The organism is Streptomyces avidinii (assembly GCF_014650695.1).
GTDB lineage: Bacteria > Actinomycetota > Actinomycetes > Streptomycetales > Streptomycetaceae > Streptomyces > Streptomyces avidinii.
Window position 1 is genome coordinate 490,374 of the sequence record NZ_BMVL01000004.1, and the last position, 24,728, is coordinate 515,101.

The following is a 24,728-nucleotide window of genomic DNA, read 5'->3' on the forward strand; positions in this document are numbered from 1 at the left end:
GCTCGGTAGTCCCACGGCCCCACCGGACTCCTCCGGTCCGCCATCGTTCACCGCTCCACCTCATCCCCTGTGCGCTGAACAGGAAAGCAGCGTGGGCGCACTCGGAGGGCGCAGAGAAGAAACCTGGAAGCAATACGTCGGGGATGATCGACCCGTGATCGATCTCGATCATGCACGGCTCCAGCCAGCACGTATGCATATGCCCGCCGGGGATGCCGCTGCGCGGGCGCTGATCGATCCGCGTCCGGGCGCTGCTCCCGCACCGCTCCCGCACCGCTCGGACGCTCGGCCACTGCCCGGACGCCGCTCGGCCACGGCTCGGCCGCCGCTCGGACACCGCTCGGACACCGCTCGGACACCGGTCCGGTGCGCCGCCGTCCGGCTGTAACATGAGCCTGATCGCGAGGGCCGTGACGGAGAGGTCACTGCCCTCGCTTTTGCATTACGTCCACCCATGAACAAATGCGGCGCGTGGCCTTTCGGCGGTTCGATACGATGAACCGCATTCACAGTCCGTCACGTCACGTTGTACCGCACATAGGAAATGGAGCATCCGAGGATGGCTCGACACCTGATCACCAGCGCGCTTCCGTACATCAACGGGATCAAGCACCTGGGCAACATGGTCGGGTCGATGCTTCCGGCGGATGTGTACTCCCGGTACCTCCGCCAGCGCGGCCACGACGTCCTCTACATCTGCGCCACCGACGAGCACGGCACCCCCGCCGAGCTCGCCGCCAAGGAGGCCGGCATCTCGGTCGCCGAGTTCTGCGCGCAGGCCCACGACGCCCAGAAGGCGGTCTACGACGGCTTCGAGCTGTCCTTCGACTACTTCGGCCGCAGCTCGTCCGCGCAGAACCGCGAGATCACCCAGCACTTCGCGCGGAGGCTCCAGGAGAACGGCTTCATCGAGGAGCGCGCGATCCGGCAGGTGTACTCGCCGGTCGACGGCCGCTTCCTGCCGGACCGCTACGTCGAGGGCACCTGCCCGCACTGCGGCTACGACAAGGCCCGCGGCGACCAGTGCGAGAACTGCACCCGCGTCCTGGACCCCACGGACCTGATCGAGCCCCGCTCGGCCATCTCCGGCTCCACCGAGCTGGAGGTCCGCGAGACCAAGCACCTCTTCCTCCTGCAGTCCAAGCTCCAGCACGAGGTCGAGGCCTGGGTCGCCGAGCACGAGGAGGAGTGGCCGCAGCTGGCCTCCTCCATCGCCCGCAAGTGGCTGACCGAGGGCCTGCACGACCGCGCCATCACCCGTGACCTCGACTGGGGCGTCCCGGTCCCGGCCGACACGTGGCCCGAGCTGGCGGCCGAGGGCAAGGTCTTCTACGTCTGGTTCGACGCCCCGATCGAGTACATCGGGTCCACCAAGGAGTGGTCGGACCTGGACCCGGCGAACCGCGACTACAAGTCGTGGTGGTACGAGGCCGAGGACGTCCGCTACACCCAGTTCATGGCCAAGGACAACGTCCCGTTCCACACGGTGATGTTCCCCGCCACCGAACTGGCCACCCGCGAGCCCTGGAAGAAGGTCGACTACGTCAAGGCCTTCAACTGGCTGACGTACTACGGCGGCAAGTTCTCCACCTCGCAGAAGCGCGGCGTCTTCACCGACCAGGCGCTGGAGATCCTCCCGGCCGACTTCTGGCGCTACTTCCTCATCGCCAACGCGCCCGAGTCCGACGACTCGTCCTTCACGTGGGAGCACTTCCAGGCCACGGTCAACAAGGACCTCGGCGGCACCCTCGGCAACTTCGTCAACCGCGTACTGACCTTCTCCCGCAAGAAGTTCGGCGACGAGGTCCCCGCGGGCAGCGCCGCCGGCGAGGTCGAGGGCAAGCTCGGCGAGCAGATCGCCGAGCTGCTGGCCGAGTACGAGGGCCACATGGACTCCCTCCAGTACCGCAAGGCCGCGGCTGCGCTGCGCGCCCTGTGGTCTGCCGGAAACGCCTACCTCGACGAGAAGGCCCCCTGGACGGAGGTCAAGACCGACCTGGACGGTGCCGCGCTCACCCTGCGCACCGCGATGAACCTCATCCACCTCTACTCGGTGGTCTCCGAGCCGTTCATCCCGGCCTCGGCGCGCGTCATGCGCTCCTCGTTCGCGCTCGCCGACGACACCGCCGCGTGGGTCACCCCGGAGCAGGCGCGGTCCCTGGACGCGGTGCCGGCCGGTACGCCGTTCACCGTGCCGCCGGTGCTGTTCGCCCGGGTCACCGAGGAGGACCTGGAGTCCTACCGCGAGCGCTTCGGCGGTTCCCCGGAGGCCTGAGGATCCTTCAGGCCCCTCGGGGCCGAATGACCACCGCGTGAGGGGCGCGACCCGATGGGGTCGTGCCCCTCACGCGCGCCCGCCGGGGCGTGAGCCGGGCCGTGAGCCGGGGCGTGCGCGCTGAAGTGGACGGCGCTGCCCGCGGTGGCGATGGCCGTCGCCCCGCTCGCCGCCTGCCGGGCCGGCCGGAGGGCAATTCGCCCGACGGCCCCCGCGCATTGGATAGTTGCACTATCCTTCCGTCCGTGGATCAGCTGATCGCCGAAGACCCGAGCCGTATAGGACCGTACCGCCTGATCGCCCGGCTGGGCGCGGGCGGCATGGGCCTGGTCTACCTGGGCCGCTCCGAGGGCGGCCGTACCGTCGCCGTGAAGGTGGTCCAGGCGGAGTTCGCCGGGAACCCCGAATTCCGCAGGAGGTTCGCCCGCGAGGTGGCCGCGGCGCGCCGGGTGGGAGGCAGCTGGACGGCGGCAGTGCTCGATGCCGACACCGAGGCCGCAGTGCCCTGGGTGGCGACCCAGTACATCCCGGGGCCCGACCTGCAGACCGTGGTCGCCCGGCAGTTCGGGCCGCTGCCCGAGGACTCGGTGCGCACCCTCGCCAACCGGCTCGCCCTCGCGCTGCGGGCCGTGCACGAAGCGGGCCTGATCCACCGGGACCTGAAGCCGTCCAACGTGCTCGTCACCGTCGACGGGCCCCGCGTCATCGACTTCGGCATCGCGCGGGCGATGGACAGCCTGACCGGGGACAGCCTGCACACCCGTACCGGCATGCTGATCGGCTCACCGGGGTTCATGTCTCCGGAACAGGTCCGCGGACTCGAACTGACCCCCGCCAGCGACGTCTTCTGCCTCGGCGCGGTCCTCGTGTACGCGGCGACGGGGCGCATGCTCTTCGGCGCCACGGACACGGGTCTCAACGCCCACCTCTTCCGGATCGCCGAGGAGGAGGCGGACCTGACCGGCGTACCGGAGTCGCTGGCCGACCTCGTCGGCGCGTGCCTGCACAAGGATCCGGCCCGGCGGCCCACCCCCGAGGAGGTGGCGGAGCGTACGGCGGCGGACGCCGCCGGGGAATGGCTTCCGGGAAAGGTGCTGGCCCAGCTGGGACGACATGCGGCGCAGTTGCTGGACTACGCCCCGGCGTCTCCCGCCGGAGCCGGAGCCGGAGCCCGTGCCGGTGCCGCGGCCTCGACCGGGGGGACGCCGGCCGGGACGCCGGACCCCCGCCTCGTGCCGGCGCAGTCCCGGCCGGACGCCTCCCCGTACGGGGCACCGCCCGCGTACGCCCCCACGGCCCCCGGCCACTTCGGTCCCGCGGACGGCTTCGGCCCGCCCCCGGGCGCTGTCCCCGGCGACGGCCCGTCCGCCCCCGCGCCCCCGCACCCCAGGCGCTGGTGGGGCCTCGCGGTCCTGGCCCTTGCGCAGTTGCTGGTGCTGGTCGAAGCGGCACAGTTCAACCTGCTGGCGCCGCAGATGCATGCCGAGCTCGGCCTCAGCGCCGACGGCCTGAGCCCGGCCTTCACCGCCTACCTGGTCGCCCTCGGCGGATTGCTCCTGCTCGGCGGGCACCTCGCCGACCTGCTCGGGGCACGGCGGATGCTGGTGGCCGGCCTGATCGGGTTCGCGGTGGCCGCGGTGCTCGCCGGCGCGGCCGCCGGCCCCGGGATGCTGATCGCCTCCCGCGCCCTGGAGGGCGGCTTCGCCGCGTTGCTCGTCCCGGCGGCGCTGTCCCTGGTGGCCACCGGTTTCACCGACCCGCGGGAACGCGGCCGGGCCTTCGGGATCTACGCGGCGGTCGTCGCGGGCGGCAGTGCGCTCGGCGTGTTCACGGGCGGATGGCTCGCCGAGACCCTGGCATGGCGCTGGGCCCTCTGGTCGGTCGTCCCGCTCGCCGTGCTCGCCCTGTTCGGCGCGCTCACCCTGCTGCCCGACCGTCCGGGCCGTACCGGCGCCCGGTTCGACGGACCCGGGGTGCTCCTCGGAGCGGCGGGATCGGCCGCCCTGACCTACGGCCTCGCCGAGGTGGAGACGGGCGGCTGGGCCGTCGCCCGGAGCCTGCTGCTGTTCGTGGGCGGCATCGCGCTGCTCGCCGCCTTCCTGTGGTGGCAGACCAGAACGTCCGGCCCGCTGCTCCCGGCGTACGTCCTGGCCGACCGGAACCGCCTCGCCTCCCTCCTGGTCGTCCTCTTCACCGGCGTCGCCACGGTCGCCCTCCTCCCGGCCCTGGGCTTCTTCGCGCAGCAGATCCGCGGCGAGGGGCCGGCCCTGTCAGGGACGGCCCACCTGCCCCTGGTCGCCGCTGCCCTCGTGACCGCCACCCAGGTCTCCGCCCGACTGCTGCCCCGCCTCGCACCGCGCGTCCTGATCCTGCCGGGCCTGCTGGTCACGGCCCTCGGGCTGGCCCTGCTGGCCGGTGTGGGGGGTGCGGCCACCTACGCGACCGGGGTGCTGCCCGGCATGCTCCTCACCGGCGTCGGCCTGGGCCTGACCCTCGTCCCGCTCTACGCCCTCGCGACCGCCGGGGTGTCCCCGCAGCACGCCGGCGGGGCGTCGGCGGCCGTCGGCGCGGCCCACCACCTGGGGCAGTCGATCGGCGGGGCCGTGCTCGGCACCGTCCTGGTGAGCCACCTGGACCGGGTCTCGGACGACACCGACCTGTTCGCCCGGATGCTGGACTCCTACACCACCACCCTGTGGTGCGCGGTCGGTGGCCTCCTGCTCGCGGCCCTGCCGGCCGCCCTGCTGATCAGGGCCCGCGCCCCGCGGCGGGACGCCCTCCAGGGGTGAGGGTCCGCCCGGCGGGTGAACCGGGGGAGGTACCGGACGGCGTGCCGGGCGGGTGCGTCAGCCTCCGGTGCGTACGAAGGTGCGCACCGCGGTGTCGAAGTAGCCCCGGGCCTCTTCGCTCCGGCCCACGGGCGACGACACCCACACGTCGTACAGCCGGCCGTCCTCCTCCCAGCACAGGTCGCGGGTGTGCCGGGCACCCTCGGCCGTCGAGAAACCGTCCCAGGTGAACAGCCAGAGCGCGGCCTGCCGGCCGTGGTGCGAGGTGGTCACGACCTCGGCGTCCCGGTATCCGGGGTTGCTCGACGGCCCGTTGGCGTGGGCGCGCTGATGGACGGCGATCGGACCGCCCGATTCGGGCTCCGCCGCCTTGATGCCGATGCGGAAGGTGTCCCCGGGTGACATGTAGAAGATGCGCGGGCCCTCCGCCCTGCGGGTGAACCCGATGGGGACGGCCAGCGAGAAGCCCTCCGGGTCGGTGACGACGCGGTAGCCGGCCGGGGCGGCGGCCTTGCCGTCGGACGAGGGGGACGAGGGGAAGGACGAGGGCGTGGCGGAGGGCCCGGAGCCGGCCGGGTCCGCGGGCGCGGTCCGGTGGCCGGCCGCTCCGCTCGCGGAGGCCTGCCCGCCGCGTTCGTCGCGGTCCATGAGCAGCGCGGCCGACACCCCCGCCCCGGCGATCGCAGCCACCAGCAGCGCGGCGACCAGAGCCGCCGCCGGCCGCCGCTTCCCGGGTACGCGTACGGTCTCGGGCGCGGCCTCCGGCGCCATCGCCGGCGCCGACTCGGCCACCGGCGCCGGCGCGGGCTCGGGCCTCGTGACGCTGCGCTGCGTCGGGCTGTACTGCGCCGGGGTGTATCGCGTCGCGGTGTCCGCGCACGCCCGCAGCAGTTGCTCCGCCCCTTCCGCGTCGAGCCGCTCGGTCGGATCGCGCTCCAGCAGCCCCCGCACCACGGGCAGCAGCGGGCCGCACGCTTCGGGCGGCCGGATCTCGTCGAAGACCACCGCATGCAGGATTCCGCCGAGCGAGTCCCGCCGGAAGGGCGAGGCGCCGCTGAGGGCCGCGCACAGCAGGGCGCCCAGCGACCACAGATCGGCCTCGGGTCCCGTCGGGCTCTGCCCCGACATCCGCTCGGGCGCGGTGTACTCGGGGGAGCCGACGAAGGACCCGGTGGTGGTCAGCGTCGTCGCGCCCGACACCTGCGCGATGCCGAAGTCGGTGAGTACGGGCCGTCCGCCGGGCGCCTCCAGCAGGACGTTCGCGGGTTTGATGTCCCGGTGCAGCACACCGGCGGCGTGCGCCGTCCGCAGGGCGCCGATCAGAGCGATCCCGATCCGGGCGGCTTCGGCGACGTCCACCGGGCCGCTGCGGGCGAGCCGGTCGGCCAGCGAGCCGCCCTCGACCAGTTCCATGACGATGTACGGGAGTTCGCCGTCCTCGACGATGTCGTGCACCACGATGATGTGGGGGTGCTTGAGCTGCGCGGCGGCCCGTGCCTCGCGGAGCGTGCGTTCACGCCGGTGCCGGGCCTCGTCCGCGGACAGCGCGGGGTCGAGTGCGAGCTCCTTGACGGCGACGCCGCGGCCGAGCAACTGGTCGGTGGCGCGCCACACGATGCCCATGCCACCGCGTCCGAGCCTGGCGTCCAGCCGGTAACGCCCTGCGATCAGGCGGGCGTCCGCCCCCTCGGTCCCCATGGCGACATCATGCCGCATCGACGATCCGCACCCGTTCGCGGCGTGTCGAAGCCGCGTCTTGATCGTTTCTTCTGCGGTAACCCTTACATCTGCTGCGATTTCGGGAGGCGTGCGGTGACCGCTTGGCAGTACTTCGCCGGGGCGGGCCTGGTGGCGGCGCTCTGCCCGCTGCACGGCCACGTGGCGGTCGCGGGCGACGGTCACGGCCGCGGGGCCCGTGTCGACCTGTGCGTGCCGGCCGGGCAGCCGGACAGGCCGGTCTTCCGGCCGCCTTCCGGGCAGCCCTCGGTGCGGGTGGCCGTGCCCGGCGCCGACCGGCCGACCGTGCGCCACCCGGGACGGCCCGCCGTACCGGTCGCCCCGGCGGAGCGGCCCGCGCGGCCCGGGCCGGCCGCGGAGCCCGGGCAGCCGGAGCCGCCGGGGGCCGTGGGTGCGGTGGGGCCCGGTGCGAAGGCGGGGGCCGGGGCGTCGGAGCCGCCGGCGCCCGCGCCGGTTCCGGGGCCCGAGGCCGAACCGGCCTCGGCCGAAGTACCCGCCCCGCCCGCGGCCGGGGCCGCCGCCGCGCGGGTGAGCGCCTTCCACGTGCGTCCGTACCGCGCCGTGGCCGTGGAGCGGCGCGGCCCGGGCGGAATGTCCACCGTGATGCTCATGGTCGTCGTCACCACCCCGGCCGTACTCGCCGCTGCCGCCCTGCGGCCCCGTTCCAAGAGCCGCAGCTGACCGCCGCGGCCCCGCCGCACCCCCACCGCGAGCCCGACCCCCACCCCCATCCACCGATCCGAACGATCCACTGATCCACCGATCCGCACCGGGAGAATCCACGTGTCCGAATGGCTGGTCCTGGCCATCGCCATGGCGCTCGTCTGCGCCCTCGTCCTCGCCATCACCACGATCCGGCACCGCCGGGCCGCCGACGACGAGGACACCAGCGAAACCCCCGACGTCATCGAGTACATGACGATGATGGTGGGCGTGGTCTACGCGATCGTGCTGGGCCTGGCCATCGCGGGTGTCTGGGAGGCGCGCGGCGCCGCCGAGGACAGCGTGCGCCGCGAGGCCCAGGCCCTGTACGAGGTCACCCAGCGCGCCGACGTCTACCCGGCGCCGGTCCGCGACCGGATCCGGGGCGAGGTGGATGCGTACGTCTCGCACACCGTCGCCGTGGACTGGCCGCTGCTGACCTCCGGCGACGGCGCCTCGGCCGAGGGCGGTGCGCTGCTCGGCAAGCTGCGCAGCGACGTCACGCACCAGAGTCCGACCACCGAGCTCCAGGCACAGGCGTACCAGCCGCTGCTGGACCACATCGCGGCCGCGGACGACGCGCGCCACTCGCGGACGCAGAGCTCCGAGTCCACCCTGCCGGGCGTGGTGTGGTTCGGGCTGCTGGTCGGCGGGGTGGTCACGGTGGGGTTGATCTTCACCCTGCAGATCCGCCGGTCCGGGCGGGAGCTGCTGCTCGCCGGACTCTTCAGCGCGCTGATCGTGTTCCTGCTGTTCATGGTGTGGAGCTTCGACGCGCCCTACGGGCGGGACGGGATCGACTCGGCCGGGCCGTTCCAGGACCTGTTCCCGGCGACGGCCACGGTGGCGGCCGGCACCCGCTGAGAGGTGCCCGACGCCCCTGTGAGGCGGCCGGCGCGGCGGCCTAGACGGTCACCTGCTGCCGGAGCGACTGCACCACCGGCGAGTGCCGCAACGCGTGGGAGATCCGCAGCAGGTCGCGCGGACCGTCGGCGGTGTCGAGGAAGGCCTCCTCGTCCTCTCCGATGATCTTGCCCTCGGGGTCGGCGGAGCGGGCCCGTACGGCGGCCGCGACCATGGCGGCGTCGGCGACGGCGCGGGCGGTCTCCTCGTCGGCCCCCGCGGCGACGGCGCTCTCGTAGGCGCTGTCGCGCAGGCCCCTGTCGAAGTACGGGCCGAGGTGCAGGAAGCCGTCGTGGATGTCCGACTCACGCTGGATCACCCGCAGCTCCGCCGCCGACCACCAGGCGATCCGTACGGAGGGCGTGCCGGCGGGCGCGGAGATCTGCACCTCCTGCCAGAGCGGGCCGAGCTGGCGGTACGTCGCCCAGGTCTGCCAGTGGTCCGACAGCCGCTGGCAGACCAGGGGCACCACGAAGCCCATCGCGCTGATCAGCGCCCCGAGAGAGGCGAGCGGCGGGGCGGCGAGGGTGCTGAGGTCGTCCAGGTTGTGCCCCGACCAGCGGGCGACGACCGCGGTCATCTTGGTGGCGTCGTAGGCGAGGTTGAAGATGTAGCCGATGACGATGATCACCAGGCCGACCCGCAGCCATCCGCGGACCTGGAGGGACCAGCGCCAGCACAGGACCACCATCACCACGGCGGCCACGTGGTGCGCCAGCAGGTAGAGGGCGATCATGTGGCCGATGTAGGGCGTGTTCGCGTAGTAGGTGTCGAAGTCGCGCAGCCGCTCCACCGGGGTCTCCCCGAGGGCGAAGAGCACGACCAGCGCCACGATCACCACGCTGTAGCCCAGGATCCAGCGGCGCGAGACGCGCCGGGTCTGTTCGGGCGGTCCGCCCCGCCAGTTGACCATCAGGACCAGGCAGGATGCGCTGAACGCGGTGATCAGGCAGTACACCAGGGGCGCCGAGACGTTGACGATCCCGGTCCAGCGGTTGACCGCCGCGATGGTGGGCGGCGCGGCGAAGGCGAACACCGCTCCCGCCAGGGTCAGCAGGGCGACGACCGACCGCAGGAGCGGGTCGTTCCAGTTGTGCCGCAGGGCAGGCAGCTTGAAGGCGAGCGAGATCGCCATCGCGGCCGCCGGTATGTAGTAGTCCTCGCCGTTCAACGGTCGTTCCTGTGCCCCCGGTAGCCCAGCGAGGCCTCGATCCGGCCCGCCAGTTGATCGCGCTGGACCGGAGCCCGGTGGCTCGCCGATCCGGCCAGCCAGTTCCGGCACCGGCTGCCCAGCAGTAAGCCGAAGGTTTCGGCCTCCGTCTCCTCCTGCACGTCGGCGCGCGTACGCGCGGCGACGCGGCGGACCGTCTCACCGATGTCGGCCTCGTCCGTCAGCAGCCGCGCGGCGACGGCGGCGCCGTCGACGTGGTGACTGCAGTGGCCGGCCTTCATGTGCCACAGCTCGTGGCCCAGGATCACCAGCTGGTGGTCCGGCGCGGTGCGTTCCTCGATGACCACGAGGTCGCGGTCCGCCATGTCGAGCCACAGGCCGCTGGCCGTCCGCGGCGGGAACGAGGCCATCCGGAAGTCCACCCGGCGCCCGCGGTGTCTGCTCATGCCCTCGCAGAGGGCAGCGTAGAGGTCCACGGGTTCCACGGGTGCGGTCAGCCGGATGCCGGCCACCAGCTCCCCGCACAACCGCCGCTGCTCTCTGCCTATGCTCACCGTTCTCCCCGTCGGCGCGGATCCGGATCAGGACTCAAGGATCAGACCCAGACTTTCGACTGGGTCAGGATTCGTTCGGTTTTACGCTTTCGAGGAGCATGTCCAGCCATTCGGTCACCTTGTCCCGGTGCTTGTCGCTGGGCAGTTGGGCGGCGCGCCAGGCGATGCCCCGTACGCCGTGGTTCTGGAGGAGTCTTGCCAGCGGATCCCCGGACGATGCGGCCGAAGCGGGTACGGTTTCCCGCGCCCGCCCCGCGAAGTCCTGGAGCAACTGTTGCTCGGTCCTCTGGAGGGCGTCCGTGAGGGCGTCGGAGTCGTGCGCCGTGAGGAACCCGGCGTGCACTCCGAAGAACCGCTGGATCGCGTCGCAGTGTTCCATGGTGGGGCGTCGGTCGCCGTTGATCAGTGCCCCGGCCTGCTGCCGGGACATGCCGGCACCGTCCGCGATCTCCTGCTGCGTGTAGCGGCGGCCGTTGGGTTTGACACGTGTCCGCCGGAGCAGGTCGAGACGCTGGAGGAACCGGGTCTGCAGATCGGGTTCGCCGGCCGGCCTGCCGTCGAGCAGGGTCCTGACCACGTCCGTGGGTACGCCGGAGGCCTCGGAGAGCCGCCGCAGGTCGAAGACCTGGTTCAGGTCGCGTCCCATCTTGCCCGCGAGTTCGGCGACACGCGTGATGGTGGCTGCCAGGGGTGCGTTGGCTACCGCGACGGGAGCCGGGAAGCCGTCTGTCACCAGTGGTTCTCCTAGATCGCGCGAAGTCGGTATGGGCACATGGTCGGCTTCTGGAATCTAGCCGCTCTCGCCCGGAAGGGCTAGAACGTGCCACAGCTGTGGCGGGAATGAGCTGTCAAGAGGCTGGAATTGCCACAATAGTTGACACTCGAATGAAGTCGGTAGCAGGATCGCCACACGGAAATGAAGATCCAGACCGGAGGAGGGGGAGCTCTCAGTGCCACATCTCGCAGCGGTGGGCCCGTCCGATGGACTCGCCCGAGCCGGTGAAGAGCGTCTGGCGGGCGAGGAATCTGCCCGCGGCGCCGTGCGGTCGGAGCGACGCAAGGAGATTTTGCGCCAGCGCCGCGAGGAGCTGGGACTGAGTCAGGAAGACCTCGCCGCCCGGCTGCGCATCAGCGTGCGCGCGTACGGGAACTGGGAAAGAGGCCTGGTCAAGGAGTGGACGGACCGTAAACTCCTCGCCCTGGCCGAGGCCTTGGAGATGAGCGAGCGGCAGTGCTTCTGGCTGTTCCGGGTCATGGTCGACCGTGACCCGCCGCCCACGTGGCGCGCCGCCGAGGAGAACAGGCTGCCCGACGACCCGGCGCAGCGCGACTACCTGTGCGACTACGCGGCCCTGATGGAGTCGGTGCCGTACCCGAGCTTCCTGGTGGACCACCGCTGGGACGTGGCCCTGACCAACTCGGCCTTCGACCAGCTCTTCCAGTCGGTGAGACCGCACCCGACGGCCCTGCCGGACGACAACTTCCTGCGCTTCGTGCTGTTCCACCCGGACGCGGCGGCCGTGCTGGAGGACCACGAACCGGCCTGGTGCGTACCGCTGCTGGCCCAGTTCGCGACCGCGCTGGCCGGGGCTCCCGAGGACGAGGGGCTGCGCAGCATCCGCCAGGAGGTGGCCCGTGACCCGTTCATGGAGGCTGCCTACCGGTACGGGGTGCCGCACTGGCTGAGCACGCACGGTACCGACGCCGCCGAACTGGACGGGGCGGTGCGCACCGTGCGCCACCCCGACCCGCAGTGGGGCCTGGTGCGCTGCCGGATGGTGGCCGAAACCAGTCGGATGCTCGGCGAGATGGGGCTGACCCGGATCACCCTGATCCTCTCGACGCCGACCGGCGCACCGAGGGGTCCCGTCCGGGGCGGCGGCTTCACGCACCAGCAGGGCGCCAGGCTGCGCGCCGTGCCGTCGCCGGTGGAGTGACCGACCGGGGCAGACTGGTACCGGCGGACGCGGGCCGCGGCATCCGTGTCACCGATCGTGTCACCGATCGTGGCACCGGCCACCACGGCGGACGCGCCGGCCACCGGATCTGCACTGGCGAAAGGCGGTAGGGGCGTGCGGCTGACCATCCTCGGCGGGGGCGGCTTCCGGGTCCCGCTCGTCTACGGGGCCCTGCTCGGCGACCGCGCCGAGGGCAGGGTGTCCCACGTGACGCTCTACGACGAGGACCCGGCGCGGCTCACCGCCATGACCCGGGTGCTGCGGGACCAGGCCGCAGCCGCGGCCGTACAGGACGCGGCGGGGGGCCGCCCGGCTGTGGACGCCCCGGCCGTCACTGCCACCGGGGACCTCGACGAAGCCCTGCGCGGGGCCGATTTCGTCTTCTCCGCCATCCGCGTCGGTGGCCTGGAAGGGCGTGCTTCGGACGAGCGGATCGCCCTGGCCGAGGGAGTCCTGGGCCAGGAGACGGTGGGCGCGGGCGGGGTCGCGTACGGCCTGCGGACGGTGCCGGTGGCGCGCGGGATCGCCCGCAGGATCGCCCGTACCGCCCCCGGGGCGTGGGTCATCAACTTCACCAACCCGGCCGGGCTGGTCACCGAGGCGATGGCCGAGGAGCTCGGCGAGCGCGTGATCGGCATCTGCGATTCCCCCGTGGGCCTGGGGCGGCGCATCGCGCGGCTGCTGGGCGCCCGGCCGCAGGACGCCTGGATCGACTACGTCGGCCTCAACCACCTCGGCTGGGTGCGCGGGCTGCGCATCGGCGGCCGCGACGAGCTGCCCCGCCTGCTGGCCGACACCGAGGCCCTGGAGTCCTTCGAGGAGGGCCGGCTCTTCGGGGCCGAATGGCTGCGCTCGCTCGGCGCGATCCCCAACGAATACCTGCACTACTACTACTTCAACCGTGACACCGTACGGGCGTACCAGGAGGCGAAGCAGACCCGCGGGGCCTTCCTGCGCGATCAGCAGCGCGGCTTCTATGCCGAGGCCGGCCGGAACGGGGCGCCGGCCGGGGCGGCGCTGGCCGCCTGGGACCGTACCCGGGCCGAGCGCGAGGCCACGTACATGGCCGAGAACCGCGAGGTGGCGGGTGTCGGCGAGCGTGACGGGAGCGACCTCGAATCCGGCGGCTACGAGAAGGTCGCGCTCGCGTTGATGCGGGCCATCGCCCGGGACGAGCGGGCCACGCTGATCCTGAACGTCCGCAACGGATCGACGCTGTCCGTCCTCGACGCCGACGCCGTCATCGAGGTGCCCTGCCTGGTTGACGCGAACGGCGCGCACCCGGTGGGCGTCGAGCAGCTGCCCCTGCACGCGGTGGGGCTGGTGACGGCCGTCAAGGCGGTCGAACGGGAGATCCTGGCGGCGGCCGCGAGCGGTTCGCGGGCCGACGCCGTCAAGGCTTTCGCACTCCACCCGCTGGTCGACTCGGTGGGGGTGGCCCGCAGGCTGCTCGACGGGTACGCGGCGGAGCATCCGGGGCTGTCCTACCTGCGCTGATCCCGGCAGGCGGTTCCTCCGTACGGCTCAGCGCCGCATGCGCCGCGGCGGGCGCGCTGTGACAGTGCGAGGGTGACCACTGCCCCCGCCACGGCCGCCGCGCCCCCCGTGATCGACCGGCGGCGGCGCAACGTCATCTTCGGCACGATCATGCTCGGCGTGCTGCTGGCGGCGCTCGACCAGACGATCGTCGGAACCGCGCTGCCCACGATCGTGGGGGACCTGGGCGGCGGCGACCACATGTCGTGGGTGGTGACCTCCTACCTGCTCGCCGAGACCGTGGCGACGGTCCTGGTCGGCAAGTTCGGAGACCTCTTCGGCCGGAAACTGATCTTCCAGATCTCCGCCGTCGTCTTCATCAGCGGCTCCTTCCTGTGCGGCCTGTCCAGCAACATGACCTTCCTCATCGTGTGGCGCGGGGTCCAGGGCATCGGGGCCGGCGGCCTGATGGTCACCGCCATGGCGCTGATCGCCGATGTGGTGCCCCTGCGCGAACGCGGCAAGTACCAGGGCATGATCGGCGCCGTCTTCGGGGTGGCGACCGTCATCGGCCCGCTGCTCGGCGGGTTCTTCACCGACCAGCTGACCTGGCGGTGGTGCTTCTACGTCAACGTCCCGATCGCGATCCTCGTCGTCATCGCGGCCGCCAGGACGATCCCGGCGGTCCGGGCCTCGGGCAAACCGGTCATCGACTACCTGGGCATCGCGCTGGTCGCCGTCGGCGCCAGCGCGCTGATCCTCGCCACCAGCTGGGGCGGGAACGAGTACGCCTGGACCTCGCCGGTCATCATCGGGCTGTTCGCGGGCGGCGCGGTCGCGCTGGCACTGTTCTGCCTGGCCGAGACGCGTGCCGCGGAACCGATGCTGCCGATGCGGCTCTTCCGCAATCCGGTCTTCTCCGTGTGCTCCGTACTGAGCTTCGTCGTCGGGTTCGCGATGCTCGGCGCGATGACCTTCCTGCCGACCTACCTCCAGTACGTCGACGGGGACTCGGCCACGATCTCGGGCGTCCGGACCCTGCCCATGGTCATCGGCCTGCTGATCGCCTCCGTCTTCAGCGGCAACGTCGTGAGCAGGACCGGCCAGTACCGCATCTTCCCGATCGTCGGCAACGCGGTCATGGGCGTCGGCCTGTACCTGCTGTCGATGATGGGGCCGGGGACCGGCACCCTGCTGGAATCGCTGTACATGTTCGTGCTCGGTACGGGCATCGGCCTGTCCATGCAGGTGCTGACCATCGCCGTGCAGAACACCGTCGACTACGCCGACCTGGGCACGGCCACCTCGGGCGTCACCTTCTTCCGTACCCTCGGCAGCGCCTTCGGGACCGCGGTCTTCGGGACGATCTACGCGAACCACCTCGGGCCCGAACTGGAGGCGGCGTACGCGGAGGCGGCGCGGCTCACCGGGCAGGATCCGGAGCAGCTGGCCAAGGCCGCGTCCACCCCGGAAGGCGTGCACGGGCTCGACCCGCAGGCCGCGGCCCCGGTGATCGACGCGTACGCGCAGGCCCTGCAGACCGTGTTCCTGTACACCGTTCCGGTCGCCGCGTTCGGTTTTGTCGTGGCGCTCTTCCTCAAGCAGGTGCGGCTGCGCGACAGCGCCCGGGCCGGGTCCACGGACATGGGCGACGGCTTCGGCTCACCGGCCACGGCCTCGGGCGACTCGGCCAAGCTGCTGGAGCTGGCCGTCGGAAAACTCGTACGGAACATGGGCGCGGACACGGCGCGGGGGATCGTCGAGGGCTCCGACACCCGGCTGGACATCGCCGGCGCCTGGGCGGTGATGCAGGTGGACCTGATGACCCGGACCGTCGGCCACGCCAGCCTCGGCCTGATCGCCGGTCGCCGGTCCCTGCCGCCGGAGGTGCTGATCCCGGTGTACGAGCGGATGGCGGACGAGGGCTTCCTCAGCCGCGAGGGCAGCTTCTTCACCCTCACCGCGGCCGGACAGCGGGAGGCAGACGTCATCTCGAAGGCGTGGGCCCAGTGGCTGGGGGACCAGCTGGAGAAGGACCGGGGGCGGCCGCGGAGCGCCGAACTGCGGGTGGCGGCGGACGCGATCGCCAAGCGGCTGCTCGCGGAGGACCTCGGCGACGGCAACTTCGCGCCAAAGGTGGTGGTGCGGCGCTAGACCCGGGCCCGGAAGGGAACCCGGCGGGCTCGTCACCCGTCCTCCCCTACGAACCAGTAGGACAGCCGGACCGGCAGGCGGACCGGCAGCCGGACCGGCAGACGGACGACGGGGGCCGCTCGTGAGGATCACACTGGCCGAGGAGATCATGCTGCTGTCCCTCGACGACGAGTCCGGGGCGGCGCGGCAGCGACAGTCGGCGGGCTGGGCCGTGGCGGGCGCGATCCTGCTCGAACTGGTCATGGCGGAGCGGGTTTCGGTGTCGGGCAAGTACCTGGAACTCAGGAGCACCGAGCCCACCGGGGAGCAACTGCTGGACGGCCGGATCCGGTTGATGGAGGGCTGGCTGCGGGGCCGCAGTCAGCGCCGGGTCACGGACTGGCTGACGAAGGACCAGCCCAAGGCGGTCGGCGCCGCCCTGGAGAGCCTGAGCGAGCGCGGGCTCGTGGTGGCACAGGTGCACAAGGTTTTCGGAGTGTTCCCGCAGCGCCGCTACCCCGAGGCCGACGGCACCGTCGAGCGGGCCCTGCGCGAGCGGCTCCGCGGCGTCGTCCTGGACGGCGCCGAGCCGGACGAGCGCACGGCCGGCCTGATCGCGCTGATCCACTCGGCCAAACTGCACCGGCTGGCCTTCCCCGCCCGGCAGCCCGACGGATTGACCGCACGGACGGCGGAGATAGCCGCCGGCCAGTGGGCGGCCGAGAGCGTCCGGCTGGCGATCCGCGACATGCAGGCCGCGATGGTGGCCGTGACCGCGGTGACGGTCCTGACGGCCACCTCCTAGCCCGTCCGGCCCGTCCGGCCCGTTCGGCCCGTCCGGCCCGTGGGCCCGTGCGCCCGTCCGGCTCGGCGGCCGTGGTCAGGTGCCGGGCACCGGGTCCGAGACCGGGTACGTGTGGGCGGGGACGGTCGGCAGCGAGGCGAGGTCCGGGCGCCATGCGCGCAGCACGGCCGCGGAGGGGACGTACAGGGCCGCCGGGATCTCGGCGGGCACGAACCACTGCCAGCGGGCGATCTTGTGCGGCTCGGTGACGGCGGGCACGCCCTCGGCCGCGCCGGTGACGGCGGCGGCCGTCAGCCGGGTCAGGCCGGCCGTGGCCTCGATCTGCACGGACAGGATCCGGATCGACCCCGGGTCCGCCCGCAGGTCCGTCTCCTCGGCGAGTTCCCGGGCGGCGGCCTGCTCGAAGCCCTCCCCGGGGTCCACCTTGCCGCCGGGCAGCTCCCAGCGGCCGTCGTGCGCCTGGCCGAGGAGGACCCGGCCGTCGGGACCCACGACGACCAGCCCGACGCCGACGACGGCATGGGGCTGAGGTGCGGCCCGCTCGGGGCGCTCGCCGGTGGTGCTCATGGACGTCCTTCCGATGCGGTGGTGGGGCGGGCCCGGACATGGATCCGCTCGCCCTGGGGGCCGAAGAGGCTGAGGAACTCCGCCGGCTGCGGGCCCGCGTTGAAGAAGGCGTGCGGAGTACGGGTGTCGAACTCGGCGGCCTCGCCGGGGCCCAGGACCAGGTCGTGCTCGCCGAGCAGCAGCCGGATGCGTCCGGACAGCACGTACAGCCACTCGTAGCCCTCGTGGACCTGCAGTTCGGGCTCGGGCGGCGGGCCGTCGAGGGGCGGGAGGATCTGCTTGAAGGCGTGCACCCCGCCGAAGTTCCGGGTCAGCGGTATGTAGGTGCTGCCGTGCCGGACGAAGGGGCGCGGGCGGATCCGGGGATCCCCGGTCTCCGGGGCGCCGACCAGCTCGTCGAGCGCCACCCGGTGCGCCCGGGCCAGCGGAAGGAGTAGCTCCAGCGTCGGCCTGCGCTGCCCGGACTCCAGCCGGGAGAGGGTCGAGAGCGAGATCCCGGTGGTGTCGCTGAGCTGGGCCAGCGTGGTGCCGCGCTGCCGCCGCAGGGCGCGCAACCGCGGGCCCACGGCCGTCAGTACGCCGGCGAGTTCCTCGTCCTGCTCCTCGGTGGCCATGACTCCATTTGCCACTTCGGCAAGAACATTTGTCAAGCGGGCCGAATCGGGCACACCCTCGGAGACATGGACAACGCAAGGGACAGCTCGTTCGACGTCGTGGTGGTGGGCGGTGGGGCCGCCGGGCTCGCCGGGGCTCTGACCCTGGTCCGGGCCCGCCGTTCGGTACTGGTGATCGACTCCGGCAGTCCGCGCAACGCCCCGGCCGCGCACATGCACGGTTACCTGGGGCAGGACGGGGAGAGCCCCGCCGCACTGCTGGCCAGGGGGCGCGCGGAGGTGACTGGCTACGGCGGGGAGATCCGGGCGGGCACGGCCCTCGCCGCCGACCGGCTGCCCGACGGGAGTTTCCTGGTGCGTTGCGGGGACGGCACCACCGTGCGGGCGGGCCGGCTGCTGGTCGCCACCGGCCTGGTGGACGAGCTGCCCGACGTGCCGGGCCTCGGGGCGCGCTGGGGGCGGGACGTGCTGCACTGCCCGTACTGCCACGGCTGGGAGGTCCGGGACCAGCCGATCGCGGTGCTGGCCGACGGTCCCCTTGCCGTGCACCAGGCTCAGCTCTGGCGGCAATGGAGTGCCCGCACCACCCTGCTGGCGCACACCTGGCGGCTCACCGCCGAGGACCGGGAACTGCTGGCCGCCCTCGGTGTCGATGTCGTCGAGGGCGAGGTGACCGGCCTCGCCGTCCAGGGCGACCGGCTCACCGGGGTGACCCTGGTGGGCGGCGCCGAGCTGGGGTGTCGGGCCCTGGTGGTGGCCCCGCGGTTCACCGCCCGCTCGGGCGTGCTGAGCAGCCTCGGCCTGCCGACCGTTGTCATGGAGCGGGACGGCGCAGCGATCGGCACCTGCGTCGAGTCCGATCCGGCCACCGGGGCCACCGCGCTGCGGGGGGTCTGGGTCGCGGGCAATGTGACCGCACCGATGGAGAAGGTCGCGGGCGCGGCGGCGCAGGGGGCGCAGGCGGCCGTGGCCATCAACACCGACCTGATCGAGGAGGAGGCCCGGCGGGCTGTCGGGGCCCACCGGGCTGGTGTCGGCGTGTAAACGCCGAGCACCAGAGCGACTCTCGGTCATTTGTGCGGGTTTCGGATGGCTTCCGTTCGTGCAGGCTCTGTGCGGTGTGATCGTCGTACGGTCCAACGGCTCGGGGGGACGCTCCATGGCACATGTGCTGGTCATCGGCGGAGGCGTCGCGGGGCCCGCCACCGCCCTTCTCGCGGCGCGTCGCGGACACACGGTGGAGGTCTTCGAGCGCGACGTGCGGGCCCCGGGCACCGCGCTCGACCGTGACTTCTTCGGGTGGCGGCGGCCGACCGTGCCGCAGGCGGCCCAGCCGCACGTGCTGCTCGGGGCCGCCCACAACGTCCTGCGCGCAGACCTGCCGGACGTCCACGAGGAGATGCTCCGGCTGGGCGCCCGCGAACGGCACGAGCTGGACTGGTTCGACGTGCGCCCGCCCGCGCTGCCCGGCGACGAGGACCTCGTGATGTTGCAGGCCCGCCGCATCGTGCTGGAGAGCGCGCTGGCCACGGCGCTGCGCGCGGAACCGGGGGTCGTCGTCCGGTACGGGGAGCCGGTCACCGGACTGCTCACGGCCCCGGGACCGTCCGGGGCCAGCGGGGCCGCCGGGGCCAGCGGAGCCACCGGGGCCGCCAGGGCCAGCGGGGTCCAGGTGACGGGGGTGACCACCGAGACCGGGAGCTACCCGGGGGACCTCGTGGTGGACGCCTGCGGGCGGCGCGGGGGCACCGAGCGCAGGCTGGCCGAGGTGGGCTGCCGGCCGCCCGTCGTGGAACGGCACCGCACCGGGCTCGCGTACTTCTGCCGCTGGTACCGGCTGCCCGAGGGCGTGGACGAGGGGCCGCGCCGGCCGTGGGCGGTGACCGGCGGGGCCTTCGCCGGGTGCGCCGTCTTCCCGGCCGACAACCGGGTGTTCGCCGTCACGCTGTTCGTGCACACCGCGGACACCACCCGGTCGGCGCTGCGCGACCCCGACGTCTTCGAGGCGGCGGCGCGCGCCTTTCCGCCCGGCGCGGCCTGGCTGGCACTGGGCGCCCAGCCGCTGTCGGGCGTGCTGGCCACGGCGAGCCTGGACAACAGGTGGAGCGCGCTCGTCGACGAACAGGGCCCCGTGGTGACCGGACTCGTGCCGGTCGGCGACTCGATCACGCACACCAACCCGACGCTGGGGCAGGGCACGTCGCTGGCCCTGTGGGCCGCGCGCAGGGTGGCCCGTACGGCGCACCGGGATCCGGGATCGCCGCAGTACGCCGCTGAGCACCACGCCTGGGCGGAACGCACCCTGAAGCCCTGGTTCGACTTCCAGGTGGTCGCCGACGCGGCCATCGGGGAGCGCTTCGCGACGCGGGCCGGGCGCGGTGCGACGGCACGCGAGGTATCCGCGCTGTTCGACTGCGCGCTGGAGGACCCCGAGGTGATGCGGGCGCGGGCGAGGGTCCGGCACCTGGTGGAGCCACCGGAGCGGGCGTACGCCGATCCGGAGATCCGCTCGCGGGTGGCGCGCTGGCTGGCGGAGCGGCCGGACTACGTACCGAACGCGGCGGGGCCGGACCGGGAGGAGTGGGAGAAGCTGACGGCGGGGTGAGGCGGGAGACAGCCGCTCATCCGTCGGCCCTTCCGGAACCGTCGGCACCGCCGGTGCCGTCGACCGGGCCGAGCACCTCGGCGAGGTCGTAGCCGACGACCTCCTCCAACTGAGCGTAGGTGCAGCTCTCGGGTGTGCGGTCGGGGCGCCAGCGGTGGAACTGGGCGGTGTGCCGGAAGCGGTCGCCCTCCATGTGGTCGTACCGCACCTCGACGACCCGCTCGGGGCGCAACGGTACCCAGGAGAGGTCCTTCTTGCCGGTCCAGCGGCTCTGCGCGCCGGGCAGCCGGGCGCTCTCGTGGGCGGACTCCTCGGCCCAGGCGGCCCAAGGATGGCCGGTCGGGTCGGGCATCCGCAAAGGTTCGAGTTCCTCCACCAGCTCGGCGCGGCGCTTCATGGGGAAGGCGGCGCACACGCCCACGTGCTGCAGGGTGCCGTGGGCGTCGTAGAGGCCGAGCAGCAGCGATCCGACAATCGGACCGCTCTTGTGGAAACGGAAACCCGCGACGACGACGTCGGCCGTACGTTCGTGTTTGACCTTGAACATGAGGCGGGCATCGGGCCGGTAGAGGAGATCGAGCGGTTTGGCGATCACCCCGTCGAGCCCGGCGCCCTCGAACCGCTCGAACCACTCCTGCGCGAGCGCGGGATCGGTGGTCGCGGGCGCGAGATGCACGGGGGGCCGAGCAGTGGAGAGGGACCGGACGAGGGCGGAACGGCGGTCGGCGAGCGGGGTGTCGAGGAGCGCCTCGTCGCCGAGGGCGAGCAGGTCGAAGGCGACGAAGCTGGCGGGGGTGGTCTCGGCCAGCAGGGCGACGCGGGACTGCGCGGGGTGGATCCGCTCGGTCAGCCGGTCGAAATCGAGGCGTCCGCCGTGGACGATCACGATCTCGCCGTCCACGACGCAACGGCTCGGCAGATTGCTCTTCAGGGCCTCCACCAGCTCGGGAAAGTACCTGGTCAGGGACTTACCCGTGCGACTGCCGATCTCGACCTCCGAGCCGTCGCGATGCACGATGGCCCGGAAGCCGTCCCACTTGGCCTCGTACTGCATCCCGGGCGGGATCTTCGCGACGGACTTGGCGAGCATCGGCTTCACGGGCGGCATCACTGGCAGGTCCATGCCTTCGATTCTGCGGTGGTACGTCCGGACCCGCCCGGTATGCGCGCAGGACCGGGCCCGCCTACCGTGGCGCACATGGGTGCTGTCGGTATTGCGATCGAGCTGGACGCGGGTGGGCGGAAGGTACGGCTGTCCAGCCCGGACAAGGTGTACTTCCCGGAGCGCGGCCTCACGAAGCGGCACGTCGCCGAGTACTACCTGGCGGTGGCGCCCGGCATCACGCGTGCCCTGCGCAACCGGCCGACGACGCTGGAGCGCTTTCCGGACGGGGTGGAGGGCGAGTCCTTCTTCCAGAAGCGGGCACCGAAGAACCTTCCCGACTGGATCCCCACCGCCCACATCGCCTTCCCGAGCGGCCGCACGGCCGACGAGATCTGCCCGACCGAACCGGCCGCCGTCCTGTGGGCGGCCAACCTGGGCTGCCTCACCTTCCACCCCTGGCCGGTGCGGCGCGAGGACACCGACCGTCCCGACGAGCTCCGGATCGACCTGGACCCGCAGCCGGGCACCGACTACCACCACGCGGTGGCGGCCGCCCACGAACTGCGCGCCCTGCTGGAGGAGCTGGGCCTGCGCGGCTGGCCCAAGACCTCGGGCGGCCGCGGGCTGCACGTCTTCGTGCCGATCGAGCCGCGCTGGACCTTCACCGAGGTCCGGCGGTGTGCCATCGCCCTGGGCCGGGAACTGGAACGCCGCATGCCGGGAAAGGTCACGACGGCCTGGTGGAAGGAGGAGCGCGGCGAGCGGATCTTCGTCGACTACAACCAGACGGCGCGCGACCGCACGATCGCCTCCGCCTACTCCGTCCGCCCGCGCCCGCACGCCCCGGTGTCGGCGCCGCTGCGCTGGGACGAGGTGGACGACGCGGAGCCGCGCGACTTCGACATCGTGACGATGCCGGCGCGCTTCGCCGAACTGGGCGACCTGCACGCGGACATGGACGAGCACGCCTTCGCCCTGGACACGGTACTGGAGCTCGCCGCCCGCGACGAGCACGAGCACGGCCTGGGCGATATGCCCTACCCCCCGGACTATCCGAAGATGCCGGGCGAACCCAAGCGCGTCCAGCCCAGCCGGGCGAAGCACGAGGACTGACGCGCGGCTCCGCGGTCAGGCTGGGATTCGTCACTCTGAGCCGACTGCTGTGGGGTCACAGGCTGTGGGCGATGGGGTGCAGCGGTTCGTACAGCGGGAGTTCGGCCCCACTGGGGAGCCGGATCGCAGTCAGTTTGCCCCAGCGCTGCTCGCTGAGCGGACGGGTGATCTCGACGCCCTGCGCCCGGAACTCGCCGAGCTGGGCATCGAGGTCGTCGCACATCAGGAAGAACTCGTGCTGGGGCGGGCCGTCGGTCGGGTGCACGGCCACCTCGGCCGGGGGCAGCTTGAAGATGAGCCAGCCGCCGCCCGCGTCGACGCCGGGAAAGCCGAGGACGTCGCGGAGAAAGGCGCGGTCCGCCTCGGCGTCCTGGCTGTAGAGGATGACATGTGCGCCGCTGATCATGGCTGGCTCCTGCCCCGTCGGCGTGCTGGCGGTCGTGGCCCCAGGGCATCCTGGCACGCGCAGGTCCAGGAAGACCTTCTCCTGCGACGACACGACGACTGAATTGCACGACAACGGGGACAGTCGTCCGCTCGGCCGGGGCGGAGAGAAGGATAAAAACAACACGAACGATCGTGCTGATATCTTCTCATCGGCTCGCCATCGGCATCTGGCTGCCTCGAGGAGATTCCGGAGAACCCGCACATGCATCCCATGGCTTCACTCCTGAGCACCACCCTCAATGTCACGGCCCGGCTCGCCCCGGGGCTGGCAGGGCCCCGGGCCTTCGTGCTGTTCGTCCGGCCCCTCGGGCGGGCGCGGTTGCGGCCGGAGGAGGTCGATCTGATGGAGCGGGCCGAGCGCGGGCGGATGATCGTGTACGACACGGCCGTGACCACATATCGCTGGGGCGACGGGCCCCGCCCCGTTCTCGTCGTGCACGGCTGGTCCTCGCGCGCCTCGCGGTTCGCCGGGCTCATAGAGGCCCTACGGGCCCAGGGGCGCACCGTGATCTCCTTCGACGCCCCCGGGCACGGGGAGTCCGAGGGGCGTGCCTCCACGATCCGCGACTACCGCGCCATCATCGGCCGACTGCACGCCGAGCACGGCGACTTCTCGGCAGTCGTGGCCCACTCCTTCGGCGTGCTCGCCGCCTTCTCCATGCTGCACGACGGTATGGGGGCCGACCGCGTCGTCGGTATCGGGGGCGTGGCCGACTTCGGCTACCTCGTGGAACGCTTCCGCGCCGGACTGACTGGGCGAAGGAGTGGGGCGCGCCCTGCGCACGCATGTGGAACGCCGGCTTTTCCCCGGCGCCCCCGACATCTGGCAGCGTCTCGACGCCCGCCGTCGCTTCGCGGACATGCGGGCACCCATCCTGCTCGTCCACGACACGGACGACGACGTGATCGATCCCGCCCAGTCCCGCGCGATCGCCGCCGCCTACGGCCCGCAAGCCCGTCTGATCGAGACCACCGGTCTCGGCCATGGCCGTATCCTCGCGGACCCCGATGTCATCGCGAGCGCGGTCGAGTTCGCCGTCTCGGAGGCCGCGCCTGCGCCTTCGCCTGCCCCAGCCGCCGCACGCCGCGCGTGAGGGATGCGCTCAGGAGGACGAGCTGAACACAGGCGGTCGTTCCGGGAGTTCCTCCGGAGCGGCCGCCACCGCACGCAGCCGGCCGAGGATGCCACGGCCGGCCCGCTCGTACGCCAATGGGTCGCCGTGCAGCACGGAATGCGCGTTGGCCAGCTCCATCAGGGCCATCAGCTCGAAGGCGAGTTGCGGTACCGCGTCGGTGTCCTCCGGGCTCCCGAACCCGCCGGCCGGCCGCGCCTCGTCCAGCAGGCGCTCCACGTAACGGGTCCAGTCGGAGCGCACCTTGGCGATCTCGTCCCGCACCGGCCCGGGGCGCGCGTCGAACTCCGCGGAGACGGCGTAGAAGAAGCATCCACCGGGGAAGACCCGGCGCCGGGAGTAGTCGAGCCAGCGCTCGCACAGCCGCCACACCTTGGAAAGGCCGTCGGGGTCCCGGTGTACGGGCCGCACGACCTCGTTCAGGAAGACGTCCACGGCGGCACGGACGGTGGCGAGCTGGAGGTCCTCCTTCGAGCCGAAGAGAGCAAAGACCCCGCTCTTGCTCAGGCCGAGATCAGCGGCGATCTTCCCCAGCGACAGGCCTTCCAGGCCGTCCACGGAAGCGATGCTCATCGTCCGGTCGAGAACGGCCCGCCGCGTCTGGTTGCCGCGTTCCACGCGTCCGTCAGCCATGCCACCAT

Annotated in this window: 21 protein-coding genes; 12 read left to right on the forward strand and 9 right to left on the reverse strand. The window is 72.4% G+C overall.

Features of this window, described 5'->3' with window-relative positions:
• Positions 1-559 precede the first annotated feature (559 nt).
• Positions 560-2,275: a methionine--tRNA ligase gene (gene metG / locus IE257_RS13190; protein WP_189968043.1), complete on the forward strand. Its 1,716-nt coding sequence runs from the start codon at positions 560-562 to the stop codon at positions 2,273-2,275.
• A gap of 245 nt (positions 2,276-2,520) precedes the next feature.
• On the forward strand, positions 2,521-5,064 hold the full coding sequence (locus tag IE257_RS39130; RefSeq protein ID WP_189968046.1) for an MDR family MFS transporter: 2,544 nt from the start codon (positions 2,521-2,523) through the stop codon (positions 5,062-5,064).
• A gap of 57 nt (positions 5,065-5,121) precedes the next feature.
• Here IE257_RS39130 and IE257_RS13200 read toward each other — a convergent pair whose 3' ends face one another.
• Positions 5,122-6,762 carry a serine/threonine-protein kinase gene (locus tag IE257_RS13200; protein ID WP_189968048.1) on the reverse strand — a complete coding sequence of 547 codons (1,641 nt, stop codon included), beginning with the start codon at positions 6,760-6,762 and terminating at the stop codon, positions 5,122-5,124.
• A 114-nt stretch (positions 6,763-6,876) separates the two neighbouring features.
• Here IE257_RS13200 and IE257_RS13205 point away from each other — a divergent pair, with 114 nt between their 5' ends.
• Together IE257_RS13205 and IE257_RS13210 are read left to right on the forward strand one after the other, a co-directional pair.
• Positions 6,877-7,482 (forward strand): hypothetical protein, encoded by a 606-nt coding sequence (locus IE257_RS13205; protein WP_189968050.1) that lies wholly within the window; start codon positions 6,877-6,879, stop codon positions 7,480-7,482.
• A 102-nt stretch (positions 7,483-7,584) separates the two neighbouring features.
• A complete protein-coding gene (locus IE257_RS13210; RefSeq protein WP_189968051.1) occupies positions 7,585-8,367 on the forward strand; it encodes a bestrophin-like domain in 783 nt (260 codons plus the stop codon).
• Between the two features lie 40 nt (positions 8,368-8,407).
• Here IE257_RS13210 and IE257_RS13215 read toward each other — a convergent pair whose 3' ends face one another.
• From IE257_RS13215 to IE257_RS13225, 3 genes are all read right to left on the reverse strand, one after another.
• Positions 8,408-9,577 (reverse strand): MAB_1171c family putative transporter, encoded by a 1,170-nt coding sequence (locus IE257_RS13215; protein ID WP_189968053.1) that lies wholly within the window; start codon positions 9,575-9,577, stop codon positions 8,408-8,410.
• Positions 9,574-10,131, reverse strand: coding sequence for a hypothetical protein (locus IE257_RS13220; protein WP_030385222.1), 558 nt, complete (start codon positions 10,129-10,131; stop codon positions 9,574-9,576). The genes IE257_RS13215 and IE257_RS13220 overlap by 4 nt, the downstream gene beginning before the upstream one ends.
• Before the next feature lie 64 nt (positions 10,132-10,195).
• Positions 10,196-10,864: a helix-turn-helix domain-containing protein gene (locus IE257_RS13225; protein ID WP_030385221.1), complete on the reverse strand. Its 669-nt coding sequence runs from the start codon at positions 10,862-10,864 to the stop codon at positions 10,196-10,198.
• A 217-nt stretch (positions 10,865-11,081) separates the two neighbouring features.
• Here IE257_RS13225 and IE257_RS13230 point away from each other — a divergent pair, with 217 nt between their 5' ends.
• The 4 genes from IE257_RS13230 to IE257_RS13245 all read left to right on the forward strand — a co-directional run bounded on the left by IE257_RS13230 (position 11,082) and on the right by IE257_RS13245 (position 16,503).
• Positions 11,082-12,068 carry a helix-turn-helix domain-containing protein gene (locus IE257_RS13230; RefSeq protein ID WP_229920318.1) on the forward strand — a complete coding sequence of 329 codons (987 nt, stop codon included), beginning with the start codon at positions 11,082-11,084 and terminating at the stop codon, positions 12,066-12,068.
• Positions 12,069-12,203: 135 nt separating this feature from the next.
• Positions 12,204-13,586 carry a 6-phospho-beta-glucosidase gene (locus IE257_RS13235; protein ID WP_189968057.1) on the forward strand — a complete coding sequence of 461 codons (1,383 nt, stop codon included), beginning with the start codon at positions 12,204-12,206 and terminating at the stop codon, positions 13,584-13,586.
• Positions 13,587-13,658: 72 nt separating this feature from the next.
• The gene (locus tag IE257_RS13240) at positions 13,659-15,719 is read left to right on the forward strand and encodes an MDR family MFS transporter (protein ID WP_443728820.1); all 2,061 of its coding nucleotides are present in this window, start codon (positions 13,659-13,661) and stop codon (positions 15,717-15,719) included.
• A 121-nt stretch (positions 15,720-15,840) separates the two neighbouring features.
• The gene (locus tag IE257_RS13245; RefSeq protein WP_189968059.1) at positions 15,841-16,503 is read left to right on the forward strand and encodes a GOLPH3/VPS74 family protein; all 663 of its coding nucleotides are present in this window, start codon (positions 15,841-15,843) and stop codon (positions 16,501-16,503) included.
• 75 nt (positions 16,504-16,578) lie between these two features.
• On the opposite strand, the gene IE257_RS13250 is transcribed toward IE257_RS13245, so the two are convergent.
• Positions 16,579-17,070, reverse strand: coding sequence for a nucleotide triphosphate diphosphatase NUDT15 (locus IE257_RS13250; protein ID WP_189968061.1), 492 nt, complete (start codon positions 17,068-17,070; stop codon positions 16,579-16,581).
• Positions 17,067-17,684, reverse strand: coding sequence for a helix-turn-helix domain-containing protein (locus IE257_RS13255; protein ID WP_189968064.1), 618 nt, complete (start codon positions 17,682-17,684; stop codon positions 17,067-17,069). Before IE257_RS13255 ends, IE257_RS13250 begins: the two co-directional genes overlap by 4 nt.
• Positions 17,685-17,750: 66 nt before the next feature.
• Between IE257_RS13255 and IE257_RS13260 the strand changes: the two genes are divergently transcribed.
• Together IE257_RS13260 and IE257_RS13265 are read left to right on the forward strand one after the other, a co-directional pair.
• Complete coding sequence (locus IE257_RS13260) at positions 17,751-18,728, forward strand: NAD(P)/FAD-dependent oxidoreductase (RefSeq protein WP_189968066.1); 978 nt, start codon at positions 17,751-17,753, stop codon at positions 18,726-18,728.
• Positions 18,729-18,843: 115 nt separating this feature from the next.
• Positions 18,844-20,289: an NAD(P)/FAD-dependent oxidoreductase gene (locus IE257_RS13265; RefSeq protein ID WP_189968068.1), complete on the forward strand. Its 1,446-nt coding sequence runs from the start codon at positions 18,844-18,846 to the stop codon at positions 20,287-20,289.
• A gap of 16 nt (positions 20,290-20,305) precedes the next feature.
• Here IE257_RS13265 and IE257_RS13270 read toward each other — a convergent pair whose 3' ends face one another.
• A complete protein-coding gene (locus IE257_RS13270) occupies positions 20,306-21,412 on the reverse strand; it encodes an ATP-dependent DNA ligase (RefSeq protein WP_189968070.1) in 1,107 nt (368 codons plus the stop codon).
• A 75-nt stretch (positions 21,413-21,487) separates the two neighbouring features.
• Between IE257_RS13270 and ligD the strand changes: the two genes are divergently transcribed.
• Positions 21,488-22,507: a non-homologous end-joining DNA ligase gene (gene ligD / locus IE257_RS13275; protein ID WP_189968072.1), complete on the forward strand. Its 1,020-nt coding sequence runs from the start codon at positions 21,488-21,490 to the stop codon at positions 22,505-22,507.
• 55 nt (positions 22,508-22,562) lie between these two features.
• On the opposite strand, the gene IE257_RS13280 is transcribed toward ligD, so the two are convergent.
• A complete protein-coding gene (locus IE257_RS13280) occupies positions 22,563-22,913 on the reverse strand; it encodes a VOC family protein (protein ID WP_189968074.1) in 351 nt (116 codons plus the stop codon).
• A gap of 408 nt (positions 22,914-23,321) precedes the next feature.
• Between IE257_RS13280 and IE257_RS39385 the strand changes: the two genes are divergently transcribed.
• Entirely contained in the window at positions 23,322-24,074 is a 753-nt protein-coding gene (locus tag IE257_RS39385) for an alpha/beta hydrolase (protein ID WP_245384838.1), read from the forward strand.
• Here IE257_RS39385 and IE257_RS13290 read toward each other — a convergent pair.
• Complete coding sequence (locus tag IE257_RS13290) at positions 24,058-24,720, reverse strand: TetR/AcrR family transcriptional regulator (protein ID WP_189968076.1); 663 nt, start codon at positions 24,718-24,720, stop codon at positions 24,058-24,060. The genes IE257_RS39385 and IE257_RS13290 overlap by 17 nt on opposite strands.
• Positions 24,721-24,728 lie beyond the last annotated feature (8 nt).

Bases quoted from the DNA above. Each gene is read 5' to 3' on its own strand.
- metG (WP_189968043.1), top strand. From the start codon at position 560: ATGGCTCGACACCTGATCACCAGCGCGCTTCCGTACATCAACGGGATC.
- IE257_RS13200 (WP_189968048.1), bottom strand. From the start codon at position 6,762: ATGGGGACCGAGGGGGCGGACGCCCGCCTGATCGCAGGGCGTTACCGG.
- IE257_RS13250 (WP_189968061.1), bottom strand. From the start codon at position 17,070: ATGAGCACCACCGGCGAGCGCCCCGAGCGGGCCGCACCTCAGCCCCAT.
- IE257_RS13255 (WP_189968064.1), bottom strand. From the start codon at position 17,684: ATGGCCACCGAGGAGCAGGACGAGGAACTCGCCGGCGTACTGACGGCC.
- IE257_RS13260 (WP_189968066.1), top strand. From the start codon at position 17,751: ATGGACAACGCAAGGGACAGCTCGTTCGACGTCGTGGTGGTGGGCGGT.
- IE257_RS13265 (WP_189968068.1), top strand. From the start codon at position 18,844: ATGGCACATGTGCTGGTCATCGGCGGAGGCGTCGCGGGGCCCGCCACC.
- IE257_RS13270 (WP_189968070.1), bottom strand. From the start codon at position 21,412: ATGGACCTGCCAGTGATGCCGCCCGTGAAGCCGATGCTCGCCAAGTCC.
- ligD (WP_189968072.1), top strand. From the start codon at position 21,488: ATGGGTGCTGTCGGTATTGCGATCGAGCTGGACGCGGGTGGGCGGAAG.
- IE257_RS13280 (WP_189968074.1), bottom strand. From the start codon at position 22,913: ATGATCAGCGGCGCACATGTCATCCTCTACAGCCAGGACGCCGAGGCG.
- IE257_RS39385 (WP_245384838.1), top strand. From the start codon at position 23,322: ATGATCGTGTACGACACGGCCGTGACCACATATCGCTGGGGCGACGGG.
- IE257_RS13290 (WP_189968076.1), bottom strand. From the start codon at position 24,720: ATGGCTGACGGACGCGTGGAACGCGGCAACCAGACGCGGCGGGCCGTT.